We start from the raw sequence: 18,858 nt of genomic DNA, 5'->3' as shown, positions 1-18,858 counted from the left end.
AGGAGAAAGTTCCCGATGACGCTCCGGCCGTACCTCGATATGTATGTTTGGACCAAGGCGCATCAGCTGACGAACAGGCGACAGTTTGGCATGCTGGCTGCCGTCTCGTTGACCACTGGCTTGGCTAGTCTGTTGAGTCACTCGCGGAAAGGCTACGCTGCCATGTCTCCCAAATCTGCCAAGGCCCGCCCATCGCCAACCCTCTTCACCGCGCCCATCGAGCTTGCCGGCGACTGGGGCAGCATGCTCGAGGGCGCGGCTGATCAGGTCGTCGAGCGGATGCGGCATGCATGCCTTGACGGCGTCCGCCTGCTCTCCGACCGCCAGCCGACGCAGCTGCGTGTCGACCAGCACACTTCCGGCACGCCGGCCGTCTGGCTGCATCCGGACGGCAGCAGCATGGCCTGGATCATTGTCGATATCGGTGAGCGCGACTGGTCGAAGCTCTCCTACCAGTTCGGCCACGAACTCGGCCATGTGTTTGCCAACAGCTGGCAGCCGGATGCCAAGCCGGCGCCGCCCTGCCAGTGGCTCGAGGAAGCGATGGTTGAAGCATTCTCGCTGCGTGGCCTCGGACGCCTGGCGAAGGACTGGAAGGCGAACCCGCCGTTCGCCGGCGACAACGCTTTCGGCGATGCCATTGCCAAGTATCGCGAGAATATCATCCGAGGCTATACCGCGCTCGCCGACAGTCAGGGACTCACGCGCGACGCCGCGGCGTGGTTCGGCGACCATCGCGGCGAGATCGAGACGCCCGCGCTCAATCCATTCGCTCAGGCGATGTCGCTGACCATCCTCGCCGAATACGACCGCGCGCCGGACTGCGTCGAGGCGCTGGGAGCACTCAACCGCTGGCCCGGCCGCACCGGTCTGCCGATCGACGAGTATCTCGGGCTATGGGAAAAGAGCTGTGCCGAATTGCAAGCCTCACCGCAACTGCCGCAGCGCTTGCGCGACCTGTTACACGTTCCGCAACCAGCCAAGTGAAGAGCGCAGCACACGGATCAGGCTGACTAGCACGCCCGCATGGGCCCGGCTTCGACATTGAACCAGCCTGCAATGGTCTGAGGAACCTTCCAAAGCTTAGCTGGAAGCGCGATCTCTGGACCGTCGGTGCGCTCAACGTGGTGTTGATCTCATCAGCTTTGTTTCGCTGGGCGAGTTCCGATCGCCAACATTCAGCGAGGTGACCTCGGCACCTATTTCCACGACTATGCCAGACACCTCGTCGTCGAGGATCGTTGGTGCTGGGCTCAACGCCGCCGGGCCGCGGCGATCCAGTCGAGCCGCGCGGCGGGTATGAGGCCGTAGTTGTAGAAATTTATGCCATCGACACCGGACGACAGCGCCGGCTTCACCTTGGCCGCAAGGATGTCGGGACCGGCCATTTCCGGATAGAACAGCCGGTAGCCGGCACCGAGGAATTTCTCAGCCCCAAGCGCGTCGCGGCCGGCCGCCATCAGGCTGGCGACGCCGCCGGCCTGCATGTCGTAGGCACACAAGATCGCCCCGTCGCAGACCTTGCCAAGCGCTGCGAGATCACAGCCGCCAAGCCAACCGTCTTTCAGATCGATGATGACGACAGATGTCCTCGGGTCGGCCGCCTCGCGCAGTTCGGCGACCAGGCTGGTCACCGGCTCGAATCGCCACTTGAGATAGGCATGAAGCTCCGGCCATGGTGCAAAGGCGTCAAGGCCACTGGCCGGGAAATCGGGAAAGCGTCGCTCGGGCACGGCGCGCTCGCAAGTTTCTGCAATCCATTGTCTGACGAGCTTGCGCGCGGGCTCGCCATCAACTCCCGAGCTGGCCGTGCGAGCCAGGCAGGACGGGCAGAAGCACAGCGACAGCAGAAAATCGTCTTCGGGCGTCAGCCCGACGCCGTCCTTCTCGTGATGGTATTCATGGGCGAAGCCCATGAAGGACGGGCTTTCGAGTTCGATCCTGTCCGGCCTGTAGCTGTACGAGATATCGGCAACCAGCGCGCGGACATAGGCGCGCGCATCCGGATGCGATGGGCACAAATTATAGTAGTTGGCATCGCCGAAGGCGTTGCGGGTGACGGCCTCCGGATGAAGCATGCCGAGGCGGGTGTTGTGCAGGCAGACGGTCCAGCAGGAAACGCCGAGCCCGCCAGCCTCGCGCCTGCGGACGAGATCGCCAAGCACGTCGCCGCCTTCGGTGATCACATCAGCTAGCTTCGGCTGGATAGCGAGCCCGGCCCAACGCGATAGCGTCGGCTTGAAATAGATCGTCCCGTCCTCCGGGAAATAGGCCTTGCGGCGCGGGCTGCGCGGCTGCAGGAATCGGCCGGCGTGGTATGAGGTCGCGAGACTGATCATGTTGAGCCCGACGCGCTCGACAAGATCGCGCTCGACCGCCTCCAGGCCCAAATCCTGGATATCCCAGGGGTAGGTCCACATGGACAGTTGTTGCATGGAATATCCTCAGTCTTGATACCGACGCATGGCCGGAGATGGCATTATTGTCAGCCCTCGATCGGCTCGGCGACCTGCATGAGGCAGTCGCCCGCCTCGCACATCGTGTGCAGCCGGCGCGACAGCACGATGCCGCTTTCGGCGAAATGCAGCGCTTCTTCCGTAACATCAAGCCGTTCGAGGTCGTGATACCAGCCGGCCAATTGTCCAGCGTTGACGCTGTCGCCCAGCGTGACCGCAGGCTCGAACCAGCCGCGCCTTGTGGCATAGAGACCCTGGCTGTGCCGCGACAGCGAAAGCAACTGTGTCGGCGCCGGAGATTTTGACGCCGGCCCGAGAACCGGCGCGTCGACCACGCCAAGTGCTGTCATCAGACTGTCGAGCGCACGAGCCGTGATCGCCATCGTATCGACCGTGGCGGTGCCGCCGCCACCGAACTCGCCGCTGACGCCGATAGCGCCGGCACGCCGCGCCGCACCCATGGAAGTCGGCGAGGTCTGACCATTGTCGGCCACGAACCCGTAAGGCATGCCGAACGTCCGCATCAACTCCAACCCGCGACTGTGGCGGTCGGGATCGATGTTGCGCTCGACAAGTGCGGTCGGCAGATGTTCCATTGAGGTGCCGCCCGAATGGATGTCGAAGACGACGTCATGGCGAGGGAACAGGTCCCTCTCCAGAAAATCCGCCAGCCGGCTTGTCGGCGTACCCGAGGGGTCGCCCGGGAAAGCGCGGTTGAGATTGCCGCCATCGAGCGGCGAGCAGCGTTTGGCGGCCATCACCGCCGGTACATTGGCCATCGGCAGGATGGTGATGCGGCCTTTGATCTGCCTGGGGTCGAGCCGGCGCATCAGCTTGGCCAGCGACAGTTCGCCCTCATATTCGTCGCCGTGGTTCCCGGCCATCAGCAGCAGCGATGGGCCCTCGCCGTTGCGGATGAGGCAGATCGGCACCTTGACCTGGAAGTAGGGCGAGCGGTCGATCGAGACCGGAATGCTTAGATGGCTGAGCATCTTGCCGTCCCGGTCGAAATCGAGCGTATGACTAAGGCCTGTGTGCATGGCTTAGACCGCCGCGACCGCGGTGATTTCGATGCGCAGATCGGGATCTGCGAGGCGCGCTTCGACGCAGGCGCGCGCCGGCAGGCGCTGTGGATCCACCCAGGCATCGTAGACGCTGTTCATGGCCTCGAAATCGCCGATCTGCGGCAGGAAGATGTTGACCGCCACAAGCTTGGACTTGCTGCTGCCGACTTCGACCAGCAGCGCCTCGACCTTGGCCAGCACGTCGCTGGTCTGGCTCTCGATGCCGGCCTTGCGGTCATTGGCCACCTGGCCCGCTATATGGACGAGGCCGCCATAGACGACTGCCTGTGACATACGTGAGCCGGACTGGAAGTACTTGATCATATCGGATCCTTTCGAGGTTCTCTTCCTGGTGGCCGAAGCAACATCTGGTCAGCCAAAATAGGTGGGAAAGGCGTGGCGGACGTACCCCGCCACATCGACGCCAAAGATCACGCGGTAACGATCGAGGCAGGTGCAGGGGTGCGAAATGCCGAACTCGACGACGTCGCCGACAGCGATATCGTCGCTTTCTGCAACAGACAGGAAGGCATGCTGGTCGTTGAGTTTGACCACCTTGGCGCGCACGGCCGGCGCAGGCAGCGGCTTGCCAGCGCGGAAGGTCGTTAGCGGCGTTGGAAAGCCCTGATCGAACGACACGTCGCGCATGCCCATGCCGCAGATGACGAGGCCGGGCTCCGGCCGCGACAGCACTTCGGCCCACAGGCGCAACGCCGGATGGAACGAATGTCGTGCCGACGCTTCGACACCGCCTACGGCAAAACCCCGGCGGGCATCGAGCGCGCCAAGCGAACGGTCGTAGGTGCCATGATCATGGAAGAAGATGGCGCCGCTGCGCAGCACCAGCGTCGCGTTGCCGTCGCGCGAAATGTCGGGTGACAGCGCGGCGACAACCTTGTCGAAGAAGACCGAACCGCCGGCCGTGACGACCAGCGGCGCCTCGCCGCCAAGGCGCGCGCGCAGCCGCAGGAACATGTCCGACATCATCGCCAGCAGCTCTGATATCACCGCGTCGGTGCGGCCGGGCTCGGGTTGCGCCGCAGCACCTTCATAGGTCGCGACGCCGGCGATCAGCAGCCGCCCATCGGCCGCCGCGATCGCATCGGCGATGGCCTCGGCTTGCGCGGTGGTGCGGGCGCCCGCCCTGCCCGCGCCCAGTTCTACCAGTACGCGCAAGGGAGCGAGCGCCGCATTGGCACGCCAGGCTCCGGCCAGTGCATTGACGGCATCGACCGAGTCGGCAAACACGAAAAGCTCGGCATTCGGCCAGGCACCAGCGAGCGTTGCCAGGCGGCTTGCACCGCCGCTGCCGCCAACCTCGTTGGCGATGATCAAGCGGGAAAGACCGGCCTTGAGCATCACCGTGGCCTGCCGAATATCGGCGACCGTCGTGCCCCAGGCTCCGGCCTCGACCAGCGAGCGGGCGAGGTCGGGCGCCATCGGCGTCTTGGCATGCGGCGCGACGGCAACGCCCTGTTCGCGCGCGTAGCGCAGGAACAGGTCACGGTTGGCGGCGAAGGCCGCCTCGTCAAGGGTCAACACCGGCAACGACATGCGTCCACCGGCTGGATGCCAGCGCTCGGCTGCGACAAGGCTGCTGTCCAGCCCGATTGTGCCGGGAGGCACGCCGCGGATGCGGTCGTCGAGCCGAAAATTTTCGCGCACGCCAAGCGGCGGGACTGGTGAGTTTTCAGTCATCCGATGCTAACCCTTTCGCCGTCGCAGAACCAGGCCGGAATTGATACTGATGGCCGGTCACAGCATGAGAGGCACGCGTGCCAGAACCCTACTCCGGACCGATCATCGACGCCCACCATCATCTTTGGGATCTCGGCCTCGGCCGGCATCCCTGGCTCGCCGCCACGGCCGGCGAGCGCGGCGGACTGGGCGAGCTTGGTCCGCTGAGGCGTAACTATCTGCCCGAGGATTATGCGCGCGACGCCGTCAGGCACAATGTCGTTGCCACCGTGCATGTCGAAGCCGGCTGGGCGAGCAATGACAGCGTCGGCGAGACGCGATGGTTGGAGACACTCGACAAGTCGCAAGGCGTGGCGGCCCGCTATGTCGTCCACGTGCCACTGGCAAGTCCCGGGGCGGCTGCACTGATCGAGGCGCAAGCCGCCTTCGATCGCGCCGTTGGCGTGCGCGACATATTGAGCTGGGACCCTGATCCCGCCAGGCGTTTCGCCGCCCGCGACGGCATCATGGACGAGCCGGCATGGCGCGCCGGCCTTGCCTTGCTTCGCCATCACCGGCTCGCCTTCGACATGATGGTGTTCCCGCGCCAGTTCGGCGATGCCACCCGCCTTGCGGCGGCCTTTCCGAGCCAGCAATTCGTCCTCAACCATTGCGGCAGCCCGATCCACCGCGATGCGGACGGAATGCGGCTCTGGCGCGAGGGGCTGCGCGCCCTGGCGCAACACCAGAACGTCGCCATCAAGATTTCGGACCTGGTTGCCTATGATCATCACTGGACGCTCGACAGCCTGCGGCCGGTCGTCCTGCATTGCATCGACTGCTTCGGCAGCGACCGCGCCATGTTTGGCAGCGACTTCCCGGTCGCCGGCCTGCATGCGTCGTTCGATGACATATACGACAGTTTCAAAACCATTGCGGGGAACTTTTCCGCGGACGAGCAGACGGCGCTGTTCTTCGGCAACGCCAGAAGCATCTACCGGCTGGACGATGTATCATCGGCGCGCCTGCTCCCGGCCTGAGAGAAGCAGCAGACCCAGGATCAGCGAGCCGAACAGGATGCTGCGCCAGCCGGGCGACGCATTGACGACGGTGATCAGCGCAGTGATGGTGACCAGAAGGACGGCGCCTGGAATGGTACCGGCATAGGTGCCGAGCCCGCCGAGGATCGAGGTGCCGCCAAGCACCACGGCGGCAATCGAGGCGAGCAGGTACGGATCGCCGATCCCGACATAACCCTGTCCGTTCATGCCGAGGACCAGCACGCCCGCAAGCCCCGAACAGAAACCGCTGATGCCGTAGACGGCGAGCGTCGTGGACGTGACCGGGACCCCGGACAGGGCAGCGGCGAGCGGATTGGCGCCCATGGCGAAGATCCGGGCACCGAGCGACGTGGCATGCATCGTGGTCAGCACGATCACGGATACAGCCACCCACAAAAGCACGCCGGCCGGAATACCGGCCGGCCGCGCATTGCCGAGCCAGTGGACCAGCGGGTTCTCGGCAGTCACCGCGCTGCCGCCGGCGATAATGATCAGCAGGCCCTGCAAGAAGGTCGCCATGGCCAGAGTCATGATCATCGGGTGGACGCGCAGCAGGGCCACCCCCAGCCCGTTGACCAGACCGATTGCCGTCGTCAACAAGAGAACGGCGAGGATGGCGGTGAGGCCGGTTGCATCCGCCTGCCATGACAGCAGCGGCAGGCTGACGGCGCTGACCGTAACGATCGCCGCGACCGAAAGGTCGATGCCGCCGGCGATCACCACGAAGGTCTGGCCCGCGGCAACCAGGCCGATGACGGCGCCGAGCTCGATCAGGTAGCGCAGATGGCCGTAGGCGCCGAAGCCGCGTGACGCGAAGCTCGCCACGATCCAGACTGCGGCAACGATGGCAACGGTGAGGAATGGCCGGCTGCGCAGGACCGTCAAGGCACGTTTGCCGCCCGCGCTTTCTTTCCATGCTGTCATTGCTGCACCTTGCGGAATTGCGGGATGGCGACCGCCCCGATGATGATGAGGCCCTGGGCGACATACTGGGCGACCGGCGTGAAGCCGAGGAAGAACATGACGCTGATCATCAGGCTGAGCAGCAGGCTGCCGGCAAGCGCGCCGCGCATCGTGCCCTGGCCGCCGAGGAAGCCGATGCCGCCGAGCACCGCGGCGGCAATCGAGTTCAGCGTGAAGGCTGTGCCGATCACCGGGTCGCCCGAACCGGTCTGCGCGGCGACGAACAGGCCGGCACCGGTGGAAAGCAGACCGCTGATTGCGTAGGCAGCGATGCGCGCGCCATCGACGGGCACTCCGGAGCGATAGGCGCCGACCGGATTCTCGCCTGCGGCATAGAGGCTCAAGCCAAGCGGCGTGGCGAGGTAGATCTTCCACAGGGCAACGATGAGCACCAGGAGCACGAATGCCGCAGGCGTGTCGCCGGCAAGCAGGTCGGACAGCCACGCGGGAATGGCGCCGCCAGGCCTCGGCAGGATGAGCAGTGCCGCGCCGCCGATAATGAAGGACCCGGCGAGCGTCACCACGATCGCCGGCAGGCGAAGCCTCACCACGATGAAGCCGGTCGCAGCACCAATGCCGAGGCCGGTCAGCGCCACTACGGCGGTACCGCCGGCGACGCCCAGTGGCCCGGCCATCGTCGTCGCGGCGATGACCGCGCCCAGGCTGACGGTGGCGCCGATGGCCAGGCTGATGCCGCCGGTGAGCATCAGGATCGCCTGCGCCATGGCGACCAGCGCCAGCGGAAACCAGCTCTGGGTGAATTTGGCGAAGCCGGATGCCGTGAAGAGGCCTGGGAAAAGGACGCCATAGGCGACGAGAAACACCAGGACGACGGCGAACAGGCTGCGCACGCCGACATTGCGGCGCAATTGCACCGGCCAGTAGAGCACGCCTGCCTGCGTTGCGGAAAGAGGTGTGTTCATGCCGCGACCTTCTGCTGTTCCGCGCCCATCGCGGCCGAAACGATGGTTTCTTCGCTTAGTGCCCCACGCTCGAGCAAGGCGACGATGCGGCCTTCGCGAACCACGGCGACGCGGTCGCAGAGATGCACCAGTTCGGGCGTATCGGAACTGAGAAGCAAGACCGCCTTGCCGGCGGCGGCGAAGTTGCGAAGCATCATGTAGATTTCACGTTTGGTTTCGACATCGACGCCGCGTGTCGGATCGTTGAGGAGAAGCACGAGCGGGTCGTGCGGCATCCATTTCGCCAGCGCCACTTTCTGTTGGTTGCCTCCCGAGAGGGCCTGCGCCACCCGGGCGAGATCGCCCTTGATACCGAGCTGGGCGGCAAGGCCTCTTGCCGTCTCGCGCTCGGCGCGGCGGCTGCGGAGCTTTAGCGCCGGCAGCCTGGCGAAGGCGGGCAGCATCATGTTGGTGATGATGGGATGGATCAGGTGCAGGCCTTCACGCTTGCGGTCGGCCGGCACATAGGCGAGGCCAGCCGTGTTGGCTTTCGGCACGCCGCCCGGCAGGCCGGCGGCGCCATTGACGGTCGCCGATGCCGTCCGTGCCGGAATGGCGCCGTAGAGGCCGAGCAGCAGATCTTCCTGCCCTTGCCCGACCAGGCCGCCGATCCCGAGCACCTCGCCCGTCTTGATATCCAGATCGACGCCGCGCATCAGGCCGGCCGAAAAATTTCGAACAGAGATGGCGTTGGTGGGTGATGCCGAAGGCTGCCATTGGGGAAAAAGGTCACCGGGGTCGCGGCCGACCATCAGCCGAACCAGCCCGGCGGCATCGGTTCCTACCAGGCTGCGGTCGGCCGTGCAGGTGCCGTCCTTCAGCACGGTGACATGCTGGCACAGCGTCATGACTTCGTTCAGCCGGTGCGAGATGTAGAGAATGGCGATGCCCTCGCCCCGCAGCCGCTCCAGCAGATCGGTCAGGATTTTTGTTTCAGTTGCCGACAACGACGATGTCGGCTCGTCGAGAATGAGCACGCGCGGGTTGCGGTAGAGCGCCTTGGCGATCTCCACCATCTGCCGGCGGCCGAGCGAAAGATGTCCGACCGGGGTCGACAGCGGCTCGTGCAGCCCGACAAGATCGCACGCCGCCCGCGCCCGCGCGGCAAGCTCGTTGTAGTCGATCAGGCCGAACCGCTTGGGATAGGCGCCGAGGCCGATGTTTTCGGCGATGGAGAGACTGGCCGTCAGGCTGAGTTCCTGCTGGACGACGGCAATCCCGGCCTGCCGCGCATGGGCAGGGGTCATGCGCGAAACCGCGCGTCCATCGACCTCGATGGTGCCGCCGTCCGGGCGCAAGGCGCCAGACAAGAGGTTGATCAGCGTCGACTTTCCCGCGCCGTTCTCGCCGAGCAGCGCATGCACGCGGCCCGGCTGGAGAGCGATGGAAACGTCGCGCAGGACGGGGTTGCCGAAGAAGGACTTCGACACCCCCCGCGCCGCGAGGAGCGGAGCCATGGTTGTCAATGCTACAACCCTTCAGGCTTATTTCTGAGCCAGCAACTTCTTGAACAGCTCTTCATCGTAAGGCGAATAGATGTAACCGTCAGCCGGGAAATCCTTGGCCCGGGCGAGGTATTCGTCGATGTTGGAATTGTCGATTACCGGTAGCGGGATCTTGACGAAAGCCGGCACGTCCTTGCCTTCCAGCGCCTGGACGGCGGTGTAGGTGGCGAAGGCGCCGAGCCAGTTCGGCTGCATGGTAGCCCAGCTCTTCAGGCCCTTTTCCTTCCACAGTTCGAGGAACTGACGGGCGTTCTCGCCAGTGATCGGCACCTGGTTGCGGCCCTGCTTGTCGAGGGCGAGTACGGCACCGGCAGACAGGGCGCCGCCAAGCGACAGGATGCCGTCGATCTCGGGGTTGGCGAAGAGCAGGCTGGTGACGGCTTCCTGGGCCGGCGCGACGTTGTAGGGCGTGTTGGTCTCGGCAAGGACCGTCACGTCGGGATGGGACTTGAGCTCGGCGTCGGCGCCTTTGCGCCTGTCATCGCTGACCGAAACGCCGGCAGGGCCGTTGAGGATGAGGATCTTGCCCTTGCCGCCGATGGCGTCGATCAGGAACTTGGCCGCCTGGTCGCCCCACTGGGAGGAATCGGTGTTGACCTTGGCGGTGACCTTGTCGGTATCGACGAGGCTGTCGAAGTTGATGATGGCGATGCCCTTGGCGCAGGCGTCGGCCAGCACGCGTGCCGGCGCGGTCGACGAACCGGCAATCAGGATGATGGCGTCGACGTCGGAGTCGATCATCGACTGGATCTGCTGGATCTGGACATTGGCGTCGCCCTGAGCGTCGGTCACGACGAGCTTGTCGACCAGCCCTTGCTTCTTCAGGGTTTCGACTTCGGCTTCGATCGTACCTTGCGTCTGCTTCATCCAGGTCGGCACGGAATAGATATTGGCCCAGCCGATCGTGTACGGCGCCTTGCGGTCGCCCTTGATGCAGTTTGCGGCGGCGCTGGCCTGAGAACCGGCGCCCAGGCTCAGCATGAGACCGAGGCAAAGGGCGCTGGCGGATGTAAAGAACGACGATTTCATCATGACTGTTCCCTTCTGAGGTTGTGGCCTCGACGTGCGGCATCGGGACGAAGAAACCCACCGGTTGCCGAGCCTCGGAAACCGTCTGTTCTCGTCGGGACTTTCTGCGTCAGGCTCGTTAGTTTGTCTGGTATTTCAGACAATGTGTCTGTATATCGGACAAAATGGATGCTAGACCGCGCCTTGACATCTTTCAAGCGTCTTGAGACGAGGACCGAACTGATTTTTGGATGGATGCGGCTGACATGAGCGACGGCGATACTGATGTGATCGAAAAGGAAGCCGGCGCAGAACCGCGCAATGGCGAACGCCGCCGCGGCATCGATCGCGTCATCACGCTGCTTGAAGCCCTGTTGCGCCACCGTGCGCCGATGCGCGTCGGCGACATGGCCAAAATGATTGGCGCGCCGCGTTCAACCACCTACGAAATCGTCAACAGCCTACTTGAAGCCGAAATGCTCGAGAACGTCGGCACGGAAGGCTACGTCTATTTCGGGCGGGCGATGCATCTGTTCGGCTGGGCCTACTCGCATCACAACGCCCACTACCGGCGCATCATCGAAACCCTGGACAGGCTGGCCGCGGAGACCGGCGAAACCGTCCAGCTATGCGGTCTGCGCGGCAACAAATACGTCGTCCTCGATTGCCGCGACTCGCCCGGCCCGTTCCGGATTTCAAGCGATGTTGGCGTCGAGGTCCCGATCCCGTGGACGGCGTCCGGGCGGCTGCTGCTCGGCCATATGAGCGAGCAGGAACTGAAGAACTTCATTCCGCCCGGCGACTACAAGCTTCCCGACGGCCGCATCATTTCACCCGCCGAGTTCTTTGCCGATGTCGCCCTGGCGCATCGGCAGGGTTTCAGCGAGACCGCCGCCCTGGCCGACCGCTTCACCTGGTGCATGGCAGCGCCCATCCAAGATGGCCACGGCGCCATCAACAGGACCTTGTGCTTCGTGCTGCCTGTCGACACGCCGGAGCCGCGGCGCAACGAACTGCTTGCGCTTCTGCGCGAGCGCGCCCGAGGGTTGTCGCTCGCAGGAGGCTGAAGATCGATCGTCAGGCGTCTGATTCCGCCAAAGCCGGCAGACGCTAGGCGAGCAAGCGCGCCAGGTTGGACGCGCGGCGTCGGAAAGGGCCGCAATCCGATTAGGATAGACCATGAGGTTTGCAACCGCTCCCAAGTTTGTGCTATCTTATCGCACGATAGCGCCAAGGAGATGCGGACTTGTCGCGCCTATGGAGTTGGTTCTCACGTTCCAAAGTGCTGGAAGAGAACGGGGAACAGCTTTCCTCGAACTATCTTTCTTCTGCGAGCGAATTACGTCTCGCTGATTTTTTGGCGAGCACGACTGACTTAGTGTCTTTCTATGACAGCAACTTTCGCCTGACACACTACGCGGCAAAGTTGAAAAGTGTCCACGGCCGCGCGGTGAAAGCCGGCGCCAGGGTCTGGGACGTCTATCCTGGCTTTCTTGATTCCAAGCTTCGCCATGAGCTTGATCGTGTGCTCAGCGGCGGCGCTCAGAGAAGCGTCGACCTGCCCCCGTCGGGCGGCGAGGCGCCCAGGTCCGCATTCGTATTCCGCGCGGCGGATGGGATCGGAATCAGCGAATCCATAGCAGCGGATTACACTGGACGGTCCGCTGCGGAGGAGGCAGAGCGTGTGACACTTCTGCATCGGGCGACGCACGACGTGTTGACCGGCCTGCAGAACCGGCGGCGGTTTAGCGAGGATCTGCAACAGGTTTTGTCAAAAGTCGACGGATCAAAGGAAAAGGCCGCCCTCCTGCAGATCGACCTCGATGACTTCAAAGCTGTGAATGACACCCTCGGCCATGGGGCCGGCGATACCTTGCTCCAACTCGCGGCAAACCGGATCCGGGACGCGCTGCAAGACGGTGAATCCGCGTACCGGTATGCCGGAGACGAGTTCGCCGTCATCCAGTCGGGAAAGCAACAGCCTGCTGATGCCGCGCTCCTCGCCGGGTCGTTGATCGACGCACTCAAGGCGCCGTTCATCATCAACGGCATCCCCGTCTTCGTCGGCGCGAGCATTGGTGTCGCATTCGGACCGGAGCACGGGACGGAGAGCGAGCAGTTGATGAAGGCCGCGGACATCGCTCTCTACGCGGCCAAGAGAGATGGGCGCGGCTGCGCCCGAATTTTTAACCGTTCGATGGCGCTCCTGCTGGAACAGCGCGAGAATCTAAGGCGCAGCTTGCGAACGGCGCTGGAAAGGGGCGAACTCTATCTCGAATATCAGCCGCTCGTTCGCCCACACTCGTCAGTGGTGGGCTTCGAAGCACTTGTGCGGTGGCGTCACCCCGAAATCGGAATCATTCCTCCGAGCGTGTTCATCCCGATCGCTGAAGCTGACGGCCTTATGGACGAGATTGGACGGTGGGTACTTGAGGAAGCCTGCCGCCAGGCCACGACGTGGCCTTCCGCCCTAACAGTCGCCGTGAATCTGTCGCCGGTGCAGTTCCTGAGCGGCTCGCTCACGGACACGGTTGCCCAGATCGTCGATAGCGTGGGAATCCGAGCCGAGCGGCTCGAGCTCGAGATAACTGAGACCGTCCTTCTCGAGCAGACCACCGACAACCTCGATACGCTCAATACTCTGAACGTCTTGGGGATAAGGATCTCACTCGACGACTTCGGTACCCACTACTCGTCATTGGGTTATCTGAAGAACTTCCCCTTCGATAGTTTAAAGATAGACCAGTACTTCATTGATGAGCTGGAGACAGATTGGAAAAGTCAGACGATCGTGCAATCCATCATCGGCTTGGCACACGGTCTGGGAATAAGCGTCACCGCCGAGGGAGTCGAGACGCGGGGACAGGCACAGTGGCTGATCGAGCACGACTGCGATCGTCTCCAGGGCCATTTTCTTGGGCGGCCGATGGGGGGCGAGGCGACGCTTGATTTCATCAGGCGGACGCCGCTGGAACCGGTCCTGGCGTGGGAGGACGAGATCGGACGGTCCAGCCTCCAGAACCAAGGCCGCGACGTTGGCGCGAGACTGGGTTCGAGCGGCGACTAAGGCGGACGTGTTTTGTAAGACCCGGTCCGTGCAAAATGGAAGTAAGCGAGGAAAAGCCCATGAATGTTGCTTCGCAGAGTGTCGTTGCCGAAGCGGCCTTCGAGCCCATGATCCAGATCGATATGGAAATCAAAGCATTCCTCTCGGCTTGGTTCCATTGCGATCACATAGCGACTTACTTGGCGCGCGTGATCAGCCACAACCGAACTGACTCGGTGCTGCATTCAAATCTCTTCTCTTCGGCGCTCAATGAATTGCTGGAGGTTACCTTCCGTACGCGACATCCCGCCGGCGGCTTCGTGTGCAGGGTGTCTCGTCATGGCAAGACGGATAGGGTTGAATTGATATTCCCCTGCACGCCCGACGAGCGACAATTTTACAAGGACGCCTTATTGCGGGTCGGAGCCCCCGAGGCTCGGGAGCGATACCGCAACTCGCTTTCCGAGGACCTCGCGCCGAGCCCGGAAGTGGTGCTCTTTGAACTGGCTATCGATTATAACGCCACACTGCGGCTCGGCAAAGAAGCCAACGCTGGTGCTATTACGCTTGTGGTGGACCTCCCCATCGAGGGCCAGGCAAATTGACCCCGTACGGCTTGTTCCCGCGTTTCAAAGCGCAATACGACATGAACAATCAGGAGTTCTCCATCTCGGGGGTGGTTCGGCCTCAGGCGATCGACGAGCTTGCGCCCAGCATCGCCCTGCTGAAGGAGTCCATCGGCCGAGTACGCGGCGTTCTCTACATAAACATCAGGCGCCTCACGCAAATGAACAACACTGCGTTCCACGCCTTCGCGCGGGTGATCATCGACTCCTGTCGCGCTCGACCTGACCTCAAATTCGTGATCATCACGTCAAGTGTCGTCGGATGGACGACTCGCAAGTTCGGTCGCTTGTGCGGAATTGGACCGAACATTAGGGTCGAGGAATATGACAGCGAGTTCTATCCGGGTCAGAGCTTCCTAGAAGAAGGCGAATTCATTCCGATCCTCCGCACGCAGACGAGGATAACTTGGCGCCACGAACGCGCGATCTTGCCGCGGCACGGTATGCAGCCCGGCATCACGATGGCCGACATCTGTTGCGGAATCGGCGATTTCGCCGCACTCGTGCAAAAGGAGTTCCAGCCGTCGCGGATCGTCGCCCTGGACCACTCCAGATCAAGTCTCGCCTATGCGCGAAGCGTGGCCGCGGATTTCGATATCCGAGGGATTGAATACATCTATGGCGATGCGTCAGAAATGCTGCTTGAGGACGATCAGTTCGACCTCGTCACGTGCCGACACTCGCTCCAGATCTTCAATCGGCCGGAGCTCATTCTCAAGGAACTTTATCGGATATGCAAACCGGGTGGGCGCGTCTACATCACCAACGAGAAGAACTCGCACTGCCTCGGGGAGCCGCGCGGTGAAAGTATTCAGTGGACCTACAACGAGGTCGCAAAACTGTTCAAGTATTTCGATATGGACGTCGAGCTTGGACCCAAGAGCCGACGGTATCTGACGGAAGCGGGATTCGCAGACGTACGTGTAGAGTCTTTCACTGTTACCAACCTCGACGGCGATCCGCAGGACTTCGCGGATGTCATTGCGGCTTGGGAGAACGTCTACGCGGGACAGATGGCGGTCAAACGCGGCGACACTCCAGAGTTCATCAGGCGGTTCCGTCAGGGCTTCAGAGATCATGTTTTCGCGGCACTCCATCCGAAGGGCTATGCGGGTTGGCCGATCTGGGTCGCATCTGGACGAAAGCAACCATGAACACCGGTGATGAGCGGACACCACGCTTCGGCCTACGCTCCTTTCGGGCGAAATTCATGCTGGTCGTGGGTGGCGCAGTTCTGTTTGACCTCCTGGTAAGCGGCGGCCTGGCACTTTGGAACGTTCAAAGGTTGTCGCGGGATGCCACGTCAGAGGTCGGCGAAGGTCTGACAAACGCGAACCAGGAATACATCCGCTCTTATGCCGATTCGACAGCGTCACGGGTGGACCTTCTGCTGGACCGCGTGCATGCAGACGTCAAGGTGCTAGCCGGCGTCCTGCAGGCCCAGATCGACGATCCAACGAGACAGAAGCAAGTCGGAGAGACCTTGGCGCATGAGGCGCCTGGCTCCGTGACGACGATTTACGACGCCAAAGGCGGATGGGCGCAGAACCTTCGTGGGGGGCCGTCCGTTGTGAGCGTGTGGGGCTACCTGCTCGGCGCTGACCACCGTCCTCTTCCCGCCGTCGAGCGGGAAATTGACAACAGCGCTGTACTGGATCTCGTTGCGCCGAGCCTCCTGGCCAGCGGGTCGTCCAAGCTGCAGATGTACTATATCGGCCCAAAGGAGCGACCAATCTTCAGGACGGCACCCTATAGTGATCAGGCCCAGACCTTCGATCGGCTCTATCCCGGCCACAACAAGGCAGACTTCTGGGAGTTTTTCTTTCCCGGGATCTACGCGTCCTGGCGGCAATGGACCAGGGATCCGGCCTCGCGTCCGATTGCCGACGATATCACCCAGACCGCGCCCTACACCGATGCGATCACCGGCAAGCTCATCGTCAGCTTCTTCCACCCGCTGTGGACGCGGGATCGGACCGACATCGCCGGTATTGCGGGAGCCGACATTACCCTTGATCAACTCGCCGAGATCGTCGAGAGCGTGAAGATAGCGCAAACCGGCTTCGGCTTCCTGACGATGTCGAACGGCAACGTGGTGGCGATCAAACCGGCCGGCGAGACGATTATTGGCCTGATTTCATCGAACGACAAGGTTGCCCAAGGCGTCACCGGTCTCGAACGATCCCTGCGGAAAAGTACGCAACGGGCAATCGCCTCGTTGCCTCTCGGACAGGACAATGACGGCGTCATTCAGCATATCGCCATCGACCAACACGGCGAGAGCGTTCCTTACATTGTTGTTCTCAAGACACTGCATCCGACGAATCTGTGGAGTTCGGGACCAATAGAACGCGAAGCAATGTCGGTCGGAATCGTTGTTCCGGAACGAGAGATCTATGCGTCACTGTTCGCGGCCCAGGAGAGCATTTCTCGCGCAACCAACCGTATCCTGCTGTACCAGATAGGCGCGATCATCGTTTCGCTTCTAATCGTCTTGGCTGTCGTCTTCCGGATTTCAAAGCGGATCACCGCCGGCCTCAGTGCGCTTGCCGGCGCCGCAAGGCGCCTTCAGGCGAAAGACTATTCGGTCCGGGTGAACATTCCGACGCGCGATGAAGTTGGAGAGGCGGGCGCCGCGTTCAACGGGATGGCAGAACAAATCAGCTTTCACACCGAAAACCTTGAGCAACTCGTCGACGAACGCACCAGGGAGCTTGAAGACGCGAGCCAGGAGATCTCCGCACTCAATGACAAACTTCAAAGCGAGAACGTTCGCCTCGGCGCCGAACTCGCGGTTGCGCGCCAGATCCAGTTGATGGTTTTGCCGAGGGCTCGCGAGCTCGAAGCAATCCCTGGCCTTGAGATCGCAGCCTATATGCGGCCGGCCGACGAGGTCGGCGGCGACTACTACGATGTCCTGCAAGACGGGCCCCGTGTCAAAATCGGGATCGGTGACGTGACCGGCCACGGCCTTGAGAGCGGCGTCCTAATGTTGATGGTCCAATCCGTTGCGCGCGCGCTGCAAGAGACCGGTGAGGACAATCCACGCCAGTTCCTGGATCGGCTAAACCGTGCGATTTACAAGAACATAGAACGGACGAACACTGACAAGCATCTCTCGCTGGCCTTCCTCGACTATGAAGATGAACATGTGACTTTGTCAGGCCAGCATGAGGAGGTCCTCGTCATTCGCGCGGACGGGCAAGTCGAGCGCATCGATACGCTCGATCTGGGCTTACCGGTCGGTCTCGAACTCGACATCTTGCCGTTTATCGAGACGCACGACATTCCGTTCAGCAGCGGCGACGTGATCGTGCTCCACACCGACGGCGTCACCGAGGCGGAAGACCTGGAAGGAAGGCTGTTCGGTCTTGATCGCCTTTGCGAAAGCGTGCGCCAACATTACGGCGGTTGCGCCGAGAAGCTGAAAGCCGGAATTGTCGAAGATCTCATGGTCCATATTGGAACCCAGAAGATCCATGACGATATCACCCTTATCGTCATGAGGCATCGGTAGGAAATGGCTACGCTTTTCGGACCAGCCGACCTTGCAATCGGCATGAGAGAGAGTATCAGTCGGGTGCGTTTGTTCGATGGTCCACTCGACCTGAGTTGGCATCATTGTGCTACCACCTCGGACTTCATCGCCGACCTTTTCGCGTTGCGATTTCAGTCTTCTCGCAACGATTACAGGGAAGTACGACACTGCATCGGTTATTTGGTTAATGAACTCATTGAAAACGCTGTCAAGTTTCGTGTGCCGGGCGAGATCATGATCGAATCGTCGATTGATTCGGGGAATTTCAAGGTCAAGGTTTCGAACGTCGTCGACGGCGAGACAGCCGTGGAGTTTCAGAATCTCCTTTCGGAGATCACCGTAGGCGATCCGGGCGAGCTCTTGATCCGGTGGATCGAAGCGAATGCGGCAGACCCTGAGACGACCCGCTCCGGTCTTGGGTTGCTAACGTTGATGAGCGATTATGGTGCACGTCTGGCCTGGACCTTCAGCCCGACCGACGAAAGTGATCGTATTTGGCTGGAAACATATGCTTCAATTCCGGTCCCGCAAACTCATAGCTAAGTGAAATGAAGTCTCAACATGGAAATAGCAACAGAACACTATCGCGTGTGGACTGAGGAGAGCGATATTTATTTCGATGGCGTCATGCGATTGGCCAGCGTCGAAGCCTATGCACCCATTTTATCTTTGATGATCGACGTTCTTTCATCGACACCTGCTTCCGTCACGCTCAATTTAACAGACCTTGAGTTTCTCAACTCGTCCGGCATCAACCTCCTGGCGAAATTCACAATAGAAGCCCGCAAGCATTCCAATGTCCAACTAATTGTGCGCGGAACTTCCGAAATACCGTGGCAGTCGAAATCGCTGCCAAATCTCAAGAAATTGCATCCCGCCGTGGAGCTTTTTTTGACCTGACAGTTGGCTGCGAAGGCAACAAAGCAGGTCGCCGAAGTCAGGGCATGGCTCA

17 protein-coding genes are annotated in these 18,858 nt (G+C 62.0%); 9 read left to right on the top strand and 8 right to left on the bottom strand.

Annotated elements, in window-relative coordinates; all coding sequences use genetic code 11:
• Nucleotides 1-15: 15 nt before the first annotated feature.
• Complete coding sequence (locus tag AC1D10_RS33975) at nucleotides 16-987, top strand: hypothetical protein (RefSeq protein WP_477279471.1); 972 nt, start codon at nucleotides 16-18, stop codon at nucleotides 985-987.
• A gap of 266 nt (nucleotides 988-1,253) precedes the next feature.
• On the opposite strand, the gene AC1D10_RS33970 is transcribed toward AC1D10_RS33975, so the two are convergent.
• From AC1D10_RS33970 to AC1D10_RS33955, 4 genes are read right to left on the bottom strand one after another with little or no spacing between them, the layout of a single operon-like run.
• Entirely contained in the window at nucleotides 1,254-2,435 is a 1,182-nt protein-coding gene (locus AC1D10_RS33970; protein ID WP_477279469.1) for a hypothetical protein, read from the bottom strand.
• Between the two features lie 50 nt (nucleotides 2,436-2,485).
• Entirely contained in the window at nucleotides 2,486-3,496 is a 1,011-nt protein-coding gene (locus AC1D10_RS33965) for a succinylglutamate desuccinylase/aspartoacylase family protein (RefSeq protein ID WP_477279467.1), read from the bottom strand.
• Nucleotides 3,497-3,499: 3 nt separating this feature from the next.
• Nucleotides 3,500-3,844 (bottom strand): RidA family protein, encoded by a 345-nt coding sequence (locus tag AC1D10_RS33960; protein ID WP_477279465.1) that lies wholly within the window; start codon nucleotides 3,842-3,844, stop codon nucleotides 3,500-3,502.
• A gap of 48 nt (nucleotides 3,845-3,892) precedes the next feature.
• A complete protein-coding gene (locus AC1D10_RS33955) occupies nucleotides 3,893-5,218 on the bottom strand; it encodes an alanine racemase (RefSeq protein WP_477279463.1) in 1,326 nt (441 codons plus the stop codon).
• A gap of 77 nt (nucleotides 5,219-5,295) precedes the next feature.
• Here AC1D10_RS33955 and AC1D10_RS33950 point away from each other — a divergent pair, with 77 nt between their 5' ends.
• Nucleotides 5,296-6,237 carry an amidohydrolase family protein gene (locus tag AC1D10_RS33950; protein WP_477279461.1) on the top strand — a complete coding sequence of 314 codons (942 nt, stop codon included), beginning with the start codon at nucleotides 5,296-5,298 and terminating at the stop codon, nucleotides 6,235-6,237.
• On the opposite strand, the gene AC1D10_RS33945 is transcribed toward AC1D10_RS33950, so the two are convergent.
• From AC1D10_RS33945 to AC1D10_RS33930, 4 genes are read right to left on the bottom strand one after another with little or no spacing between them, the layout of a single operon-like run.
• On the bottom strand, nucleotides 6,211-7,182 hold the full coding sequence (locus AC1D10_RS33945; protein ID WP_477279459.1) for an ABC transporter permease: 972 nt from the start codon (nucleotides 7,180-7,182) through the stop codon (nucleotides 6,211-6,213). The genes AC1D10_RS33950 and AC1D10_RS33945 overlap by 27 nt on opposite strands.
• A complete protein-coding gene (locus tag AC1D10_RS33940; protein WP_477279457.1) occupies nucleotides 7,179-8,144 on the bottom strand; it encodes an ABC transporter permease in 966 nt (321 codons plus the stop codon). Before AC1D10_RS33940 ends, AC1D10_RS33945 begins: the two co-directional genes overlap by 4 nt.
• Nucleotides 8,141-9,640, bottom strand: coding sequence for a sugar ABC transporter ATP-binding protein (locus tag AC1D10_RS33935; protein WP_477279455.1), 1,500 nt, complete (start codon nucleotides 9,638-9,640; stop codon nucleotides 8,141-8,143). The genes AC1D10_RS33940 and AC1D10_RS33935 overlap by 4 nt, the downstream gene beginning before the upstream one ends.
• A 27-nt stretch (nucleotides 9,641-9,667) precedes the next feature.
• Complete coding sequence (locus AC1D10_RS33930; protein ID WP_477279493.1) at nucleotides 9,668-10,669, bottom strand: substrate-binding domain-containing protein; 1,002 nt, start codon at nucleotides 10,667-10,669, stop codon at nucleotides 9,668-9,670.
• A 293-nt stretch (nucleotides 10,670-10,962) separates the two neighbouring features.
• On the opposite strand from AC1D10_RS33930, the gene AC1D10_RS33925 reads away from it, so the two are divergent.
• From AC1D10_RS33925 to AC1D10_RS33895, 7 genes are all read left to right on the top strand, one after another.
• Nucleotides 10,963-11,763, top strand: a complete 801-nt coding sequence (locus AC1D10_RS33925) for an IclR family transcriptional regulator (RefSeq protein ID WP_477279453.1) — start codon at nucleotides 10,963-10,965, stop codon at nucleotides 11,761-11,763.
• 290 nt (nucleotides 11,764-12,053) lie between these two features.
• Nucleotides 12,054-13,763 (top strand): putative bifunctional diguanylate cyclase/phosphodiesterase, encoded by a 1,710-nt coding sequence (locus AC1D10_RS33920; RefSeq protein WP_477279491.1) that lies wholly within the window; start codon nucleotides 12,054-12,056, stop codon nucleotides 13,761-13,763.
• Nucleotides 13,764-13,822: 59 nt separating this feature from the next.
• Entirely contained in the window at nucleotides 13,823-14,347 is a 525-nt protein-coding gene (locus tag AC1D10_RS33915; protein ID WP_477279451.1) for a ubiquinone biosynthesis methyltransferase UbiE, read from the top strand.
• Between the two features lie 41 nt (nucleotides 14,348-14,388).
• The gene (locus AC1D10_RS33910) at nucleotides 14,389-15,522 is read left to right on the top strand and encodes a methyltransferase domain-containing protein (RefSeq protein WP_477279449.1); all 1,134 of its coding nucleotides are present in this window, start codon (nucleotides 14,389-14,391) and stop codon (nucleotides 15,520-15,522) included.
• Nucleotides 15,519-17,885 carry a SpoIIE family protein phosphatase gene (locus tag AC1D10_RS33905; RefSeq protein WP_477279447.1) on the top strand — a complete coding sequence of 789 codons (2,367 nt, stop codon included), beginning with the start codon at nucleotides 15,519-15,521 and terminating at the stop codon, nucleotides 17,883-17,885. The genes AC1D10_RS33910 and AC1D10_RS33905 overlap by 4 nt, the downstream gene beginning before the upstream one ends.
• 3 nt (nucleotides 17,886-17,888) lie before the next feature.
• Nucleotides 17,889-18,449, top strand: coding sequence for a slr1658 superfamily regulator (locus AC1D10_RS33900; protein ID WP_477279445.1), 561 nt, complete (start codon nucleotides 17,889-17,891; stop codon nucleotides 18,447-18,449).
• An 18-nt stretch (nucleotides 18,450-18,467) separates the two neighbouring features.
• The gene (locus tag AC1D10_RS33895; protein WP_379092880.1) at nucleotides 18,468-18,806 is read left to right on the top strand and encodes a slr1659 superfamily regulator; all 339 of its coding nucleotides are present in this window, start codon (nucleotides 18,468-18,470) and stop codon (nucleotides 18,804-18,806) included.
• Nucleotides 18,807-18,858 lie beyond the last annotated feature (52 nt).

Source organism: Mesorhizobium sp. P2_A8, assembly GCF_056404935.1.
Note: the sequence above shows the minus strand (reverse complement) of the source record. Positions and strands in the feature narration are given on the sequence as shown.